The organism is bacterium (assembly GCA_035371905.1).
Classification (GTDB): domain Bacteria; phylum Ratteibacteria; class UBA8468; order B48-G9; family JAFGKM01; genus JAMWDI01.
Genome location: DAORXQ010000091.1, coordinates 1 through 6,498, shown reverse-complemented (window position 1 = coordinate 6,498; position 6,498 = coordinate 1). Strand labels below are relative to the sequence as shown.

General features: G+C 29.5%; 7 protein-coding genes and 1 tRNA gene. 7 read left to right on the top strand and 1 reads right to left on the bottom strand.

Annotated features, from left to right (window positions below; translation table 11 throughout):
• The 7 genes from PKV21_08405 to amrB form a co-directional block, all read left to right on the top strand.
• Positions 1 to 1,702 (top strand): hypothetical protein (locus PKV21_08405; protein HOM27509.1); only part of this gene is annotated, 1,702 nt, incomplete at its 5' end.
• Positions 1,693 to 2,433: a ribonuclease PH gene (rph, locus tag PKV21_08400; GenBank protein ID HOM27508.1), complete on the top strand. Its 741-nt coding sequence runs from the start codon at positions 1,693 to 1,695 to the stop codon at positions 2,431 to 2,433. The genes PKV21_08405 and rph, both read left to right, overlap by 10 nt.
• Positions 2,405 to 3,001, top strand: coding sequence for an RdgB/HAM1 family non-canonical purine NTP pyrophosphatase (gene rdgB / locus PKV21_08395; GenBank protein ID HOM27507.1), 597 nt, complete (start codon positions 2,405 to 2,407; stop codon positions 2,999 to 3,001). Before rph ends, rdgB begins: the two co-directional genes overlap by 29 nt.
• Before the next feature lie 12 nt (positions 3,002 to 3,013).
• Positions 3,014 to 3,085: transfer RNA gene (locus PKV21_08390), tRNA-Met, on the top strand.
• Between the two features lie 5 nt (positions 3,086 to 3,090).
• The gene (locus PKV21_08385) at positions 3,091 to 3,540 is read left to right on the top strand and encodes a Mut7-C RNAse domain-containing protein (protein HOM27506.1); all 450 of its coding nucleotides are present in this window, start codon (positions 3,091 to 3,093) and stop codon (positions 3,538 to 3,540) included.
• Complete coding sequence (gene amrS, locus PKV21_08380) at positions 3,504 to 4,586, top strand: AmmeMemoRadiSam system radical SAM enzyme (protein HOM27505.1); 1,083 nt, start codon at positions 3,504 to 3,506, stop codon at positions 4,584 to 4,586. The genes PKV21_08385 and amrS overlap by 37 nt, the downstream gene beginning before the upstream one ends.
• Positions 4,577 to 6,028 carry an AmmeMemoRadiSam system protein B gene (gene amrB, locus PKV21_08375; protein ID HOM27504.1) on the top strand — a complete coding sequence of 484 codons (1,452 nt, stop codon included), beginning with the start codon at positions 4,577 to 4,579 and terminating at the stop codon, positions 6,026 to 6,028. The genes amrS and amrB overlap by 10 nt, the downstream gene beginning before the upstream one ends.
• Positions 6,029 to 6,034: 6 nt before the next feature.
• Here the strand turns inward: amrB and PKV21_08370 are convergent, their stop codons facing one another.
• Entirely contained in the window at positions 6,035 to 6,337 is a 303-nt protein-coding gene (locus PKV21_08370; protein ID HOM27503.1) for a hypothetical protein, read from the bottom strand.
• Between the last annotated feature and the right edge of the window lie 161 nt (positions 6,338 to 6,498).

The window sequence follows — 6,498 nt, the reverse complement described above, 5'->3', positions numbered from 1 at the left end:
ATGTGAAGAAGGTGTTGAAATTTTTTCTTCTTCTGGTAGATTTTATGCTGAAAAAGTTAAATATAATTTGGAAGAAGAAAAAGGGATTATATATAATGCAAAGTTTAATTTTGCGTCGTTTTATGGAAAAAGTGAGATATCAGAAAGAAAAGGGGAATTTTTTAAATTTGAAAATGGATATATTACAACATGTGACCTTGAAGAAAAACCTCATTACAGATTACAGGCAGGAAAAATTGAGTACTGGAAACAAAAAGATTATTTGAGATTAGAAAAAGTAAAAATTGTTTTTGGAAAGAATTTCAATTTCTTTTATCTTCCAGTATTTTCACTTGATTTGAAAGCAAAAAAAACATTTTTTCTTCCTTCTTTTGAATATAAGACAAGAACAGGTGCTTCTTTAACTTTCAATTTTACAAATAGATTTAGTGAAAAGAAGGATTATTTAATGAATGAAAAAATATTGATTGGAGAAAAGAGGATTGGAGTGGGTCTTGGTTTTTCTTCCGAAGAGAAAAATATAAATTTTAACTCATTTTTTCTTAAAAAATATGATGGAGAGATTTTACCCGGTGGATATCTTGAAATTCAGAGAAATTTTAAAAATTTAGATTTTTTAGTTGACTGGAGATGGATGGATAACAATGAATTTTTTATTGACTTTTTTAGAGATGAATATTTAAGAAAATCAAAAATGTTCAACTATTTTTCAATTACTGACTATCTGGGAAAAGGAATTTTAGGTTTTACAATAAGAGAAAATGCACAGGAAGATGTTTTGAAAGTTGAAAAAATACCGGAAATTAGATATTTTCTTCCATATTTTAATTTTTCAGATATACCTTTATTTTTAACCTATGATTTCAGATTTACGAATTTCCATAAAGAAGGTGAAAACTGTTTGAGAATCCTTAACAAAATTGATTTAATGTATAAAAAGGACTTACCTTATTTTACAGTAAAACCATATATTTCCTTTTCTTCCTTGAATTATCCTGATATGGACCTTTACAAGTTTAATTATATTGGAGAAGGTGGGATAAATTTTTCAACAAATTTTTACAGTAAGTTTTCAGATGTGGTTTTTGTTCCATCAATTTCTTTTTTTAAAAGGGAAACAAGATATAATCCAGAACAGTTAATTAAATTTGATGAGTTTGAAGAAAAAAACAGTGGTATATTTCTTTCTTCTTCTTTACTATGGAACATAAATCTGTATAAAGGACTTACCGGAAATTTCAGGGTAGAAAATGATTATAATTTTGATAAGAATAAGTTTGAAGATATTTCTTTAAAATATGAACTTGCTTTTAAAAGTTTTAAGATAGAAGGAGATAATGAATGGATTTTAAGAGAAAATAGCAGTTATTATAATTTCGGAGTAAATACAGTTTCTTATGAAGCAGAAAAATATAAATTTTCAATAGGAACCAGAGTTGATGACGAATCAGATATTTTTGGGCTTGAAACATGGTATCAGCAATCTTTAAAAAATGACTGGAATTTTAGAATTGGGGTTTTTTATGATTTTGATTCAAAAGATTTAATAAGTCAAACATATGAATTATGGAAAAAGATACACTGTTTTGTGATAGATTTCAGATTTGTAAAAGACATAGAAAATAAGGCATTTTATGTTTTTGTTGTTCCATCTATATTTTTTGAAAATAACTGGCAAAGGAGGTTTGAAAAATGGAAATAAGAAGAAAAGGAAATAGACCGTATGATGAATTAAGAGAAATTAAAATTACAAAGGGTTTTTTAAAATATGCTGCTGGTTCGTGTTTAATAGAAATGGGAGATACAAAGGTTATATGTGCTGTTAGTTATGAAGATAAAGTTCCTCAATGGTTGAAGGATACAGGAAATGGATGGATTACTGCTGAATATTCACTTTTGCCCTCTTCCACTCAGGAAAGAATACCTAGAAGTACTTTATCTTCAGGAAGGACTCATGAAATTCAGAGGATGATAGGAAGGTCTTTAAGGGGAGTGGTTGATTTAAAGAGAATTGGAGAAAGAACTTTCTGGGTTGATTGTGATGTGATTCAGGCAGATGGAGGAACAAGAGTGGCTGGAGTTATTGGTGGATTTATAGCACTTGTGGATTGCTTGAATAAATTAAAAAATTCTGGTTTAATAAGTGTACCTGTTTTAAAGGATTATATTGGTGCTGTGAGTGTCGGGATTGTTCATAATAATATTTTGCTTGACCTTGATTATTCAGAAGATTCTCTTGCTTCTGTTGATTTAAATGTAGTTATGACAGGAAGTGGTGAGTTTATTGAAATACAGGGAACTGCGGAAGGTTATCCATTTACAAAAAAACAACTTGACCATCTTTTAACGCTTGCAGAAAAGGGCATAAGTAAGATAATTGAAATAGAAAAAGAAGTGCTTAAAAATGAAATTATATTTTTACTTGGCCACTAAAAATAAAAATAAAGTAAGAGAAATAAAAAATATAGTTGAAAACGAAATAGAAGTCCTTTTGCCACCTGATTTTTTGGGATTTCCTGAAGAAACAGGAAATACGCTTGAAGAAAATGCTTATTTAAAAGCAGAATATTTGAGTAAAGTTATAAAGGATGAGTATGTTGTTGGAGAGGATTCTGGACTTTTTGTTGAAAAATTAAATGGTCTTCCAGGAGTTAATTCAGCAAGATTTTCAGGTGAAAGAGATGATAAAAAAAATATAGAAAAACTCCTTAAAATGATGGAAGAATTAAAAAATAAAGAAGATAGAAAAGCAAAATTTATAACGGTCGCATGCCTTGTTGGTAAAGGAGAAAAAAAATTTTTTAAAGGAGAAATAGAAGGATATATAACTTTTACTCCAAGAGGTTCAAATGGTTTTGGATATGACCCTGTGTTTGAAATTCCTGAAACAGGAAAAACATTTGCAGAATTGAGTTTGGAAGAAAAAAATAAGATAAGTCATAGAACAAAAGCATTTTTGAAGTTAAAGGAATATTTGATTAAAAAGGAAGAAAAGAGGTAAAATAAATAAATTGGCGGGGTAGCTCAGTGGCAGAGCAGCCGGCTCATACCCGGTATGTCTGGGGTTCAAATCCCCATCCCGCCACAAATATGATTAAATTCATAACAGACGGGATGTGTGGTGGTCTTGCAAGGTGGTTGAGATTGATTGGTTATGACACATTATACTTCAACACTCCAAGAAAAATTGAAATTATAAGAACTGCTGAAAAAGAAAATAGAATTGTACTGACAAAAGATAAAAAACTTGTAAATGCCTATCCAGAAATTGTTTTTTATATAGAAGGAGAAAATACAGAAAAGCAGTTTGAAGAGGTTGTTAAAAAATTTAAACTTGAAATAAAAGAAGAAAATCTATTTAAAATATGCTCTTTATGTAATACAAAACTTGAAAAAATAGAAAAAGAAAAAGTTAAGAATTTGGTCCCTGAATTTGTGTATAATAATAAAGAGGAGTTTGCAATATGCGTAAAATGTAATAAAATTTATTGGGAGGGAGACCATTGCAGATATATAAGGGAAAGATTAAAAAATTTATAATACTTTTATTTCTGTCTTCTACACTTTTTGCACAGAATTTAAAAGAGGCATCTTTTTATAAAAAACTTGATAATAAACTTGTTCAGTGTTTTCTATGTCCTAAGATATGCATTATTTCACCTAGTAAATATGGTTTTTGTAGAGCAAGAAAGAATATAAATGGGACTTTGTACTCAATGGGCTATTCAAATCCATGTTCTGTTGCAGTTGACCCTATTGAAAAGAAACCCTTTTTTCATTTTTTACCTTCTACTTCTACATTTTCAATTGCATCTGCTGGCTGTTCTTTAAGATGTAAATTCTGTCAGAACTGGGAAATATCACAGTATTCACCTGAAGAAACAAGAAATATTTATTTACCACCTGAAAAAGTTGTTGAATATGCAATAAAATATAAATGTCCCTCAATTGCCTATACTTATTCTGAACCGGTAAATTTTTATGAATATATGTTTGATACAGCAAAAATAGCAAAAGAAAAAGGAATAAAAAATATTGTACATACTGCCGGTTTCATTAATCCAGAGCCACTTGAAAAATTGTGTAAATATCTTGATGCTGTTAATGTTGACCTTAAAGGTTTTAATAAGGATTATTACAGAAATGTTTGTGAGGGAGAACTTGATGTTGTTTTAAATACATTAAAAATTCTTAAGAAAAATAAAATCTGGATTGAAATAACAAATTTAATTGTTCCCGGATATAATGATAAACCAGAAGAAATAAAAAATATGTGTTTATGGATAAAGGATAATCTTGGACCGGAGACACCATTACATTTTTCAAGATTTCATCCAATGTATTTAATGCTTCATATTCCTTCAACCCCTGTTGAGACACTTCAGATGGCTGTTAAAATTGCAAAAAATTCTGGATTGAAATATGTCTACATAGGAAATGTTGAAGGTTCTGAATATGAGAATACATACTGTCCCAAATGTGGTAAACTATTGATAAAAAGATATGGATTTTCTGTTCTTGAAAATAATGTTGTAAATGGAAAATGTAAATTCTGTGGAGAAAAAATAGAAGGAGTATGGAAATGAGAAAGTTTCTGATTTTGTTTTTACTTTTTGCCTCTATTTTACTTCCTGCCTACAGACAACCTGCTTTTTCTGGCTCATTTTATCCTTCAAACAAAGAAGAATTGAAAAACATGATTGATAACTTTTTAAAAAATGTAAATTATAAAGAAAAAATTGAAAAAGGGGAAATTATTGGTATTATTGCTCCACATGCCGGTTATATTTATTCAGGGCCTGTTGCTGCTTACTCATTTAAATTACTTGAAGGCATGGATATAAAAACTGTTATTTTAATTGGAAGAAGTCATAATAGTCATTTTAAAGGGGGAGTGATTGATGACAGGGAAGGATGGGAAATGCCTTTGGGAAAAGTTGAAATAGATAAAGAGATTTTTGATAAACTTTATAAAAAGAAAAATTTTTCAGTAAATAAAGTATTACTTGATTATGAACATTCTCTTGAAGTTGAAGTTCCATTTTTACAGGTTGTTCTGAAAAATTTTAAAATTTTTCCGATTTTACTTGGAGATTCATCAAAAGAAAATATTAAGAAAATTGCAGATGATATATATGAAATTTTGAAAGATAAAAAAAACTGGATTATAGTTGCAAGTACAGATTTATCCCATTATTATCCCTATGAAACAGCAAAGCAAAAAGACGGATTATTACTTGAGACACTAAAGACAAAAAATTTAAATCTACTTTACTCATATCTTTCAACAAGAAAAGTTGAAATGTGTGCGGATGCCGCTGTTTTAACTTTATTTAAAATTGCTGAAAAATATCCTGATTATGAAGTCAAGATATTAAATTATGCAAATTCAGGAGATACAAGTGGTGATAAAAGCAGAGTTGTTGGATATGGAGCAATTGCAATTTTGAAAAAGGATAAAAAAGGAGGAAATATGCTTACAGAAAACCAGAAAAAACTACTTTTAAAAATAGCAAGAGAAACACTTGAAAATTATTTATCAGGGAAAAAACTGCCTGAATTAAAAGTGGATGACCCTGTTTTAGTTGAAAAAAGAGGTGTATTTGTGACACTGAAAAAAGGAGGAAATTTAAGGGGCTGTATTGGATATATAGAAGGCGTTGAACCACTTTATAAGGCGGTAAGGACTATGGCTATACATTCAGCAACTCAAGACCCAAGATTTGAACCTGTAAAATATGAAGAACTGAAGGATATAGAGATTGAAATTTCAGTACTTACGGTTCCTCAAAAAGTAAAAAGTGCAGGTGAGATTGTTCTTGGAAGGGATGGAGTTATTGTTAAAAGAGGATTTAATCAGGGTGTATTTTTGCCTCAGGTTGCAGAAGAAACAGGCTGGACAAAAGAAGAATTTTTAAGTTATCTATGCTCTCATAAAGCAGGACTTCCACCTGATGCATGGAAAGACCCGAAGACAGAACTTTATATTTTTCAGGCAGAGGTTTTCAGTGAGAAAGAATTAAAATAAAAAATTTCAGAACAGAATTTCAAAACCAATATCATCGGCTCTCTTTTTTAAATTATATATTCCATTATCATTTTTTTGATTTTTTCCTAAACTGTAAATTAAAAACCCATTTCCTTTTTTCTTATAAACATATTCTTTTCCTGTGAATGGGTCAAGTGGTAAAGATGGTAATATTTCAGGAACAAGTTTTTCAAGATTTTCAAGATAGTTTCTGTATTGTGTTTTATAACCGAACTTAACTATTAAAATCGATAAAACTCTTTGTGGGATAGAAGTATGAAAAGGAGGTATAACAGATAAAAATTTCATTACAAGCGCTGTGCTTTTTCACTTAATCAGGAATTCATGAACTTGCCAAAAAGGATAAAAGAACAGTATAATAAAAGAAAAGGGGAAGAAAATGGAAAAGGCGATGATGTTTTTGAGTTTTTTTCTTGGGTTTTTGAGTGTAGTAGTTGCTATTGTTTTAC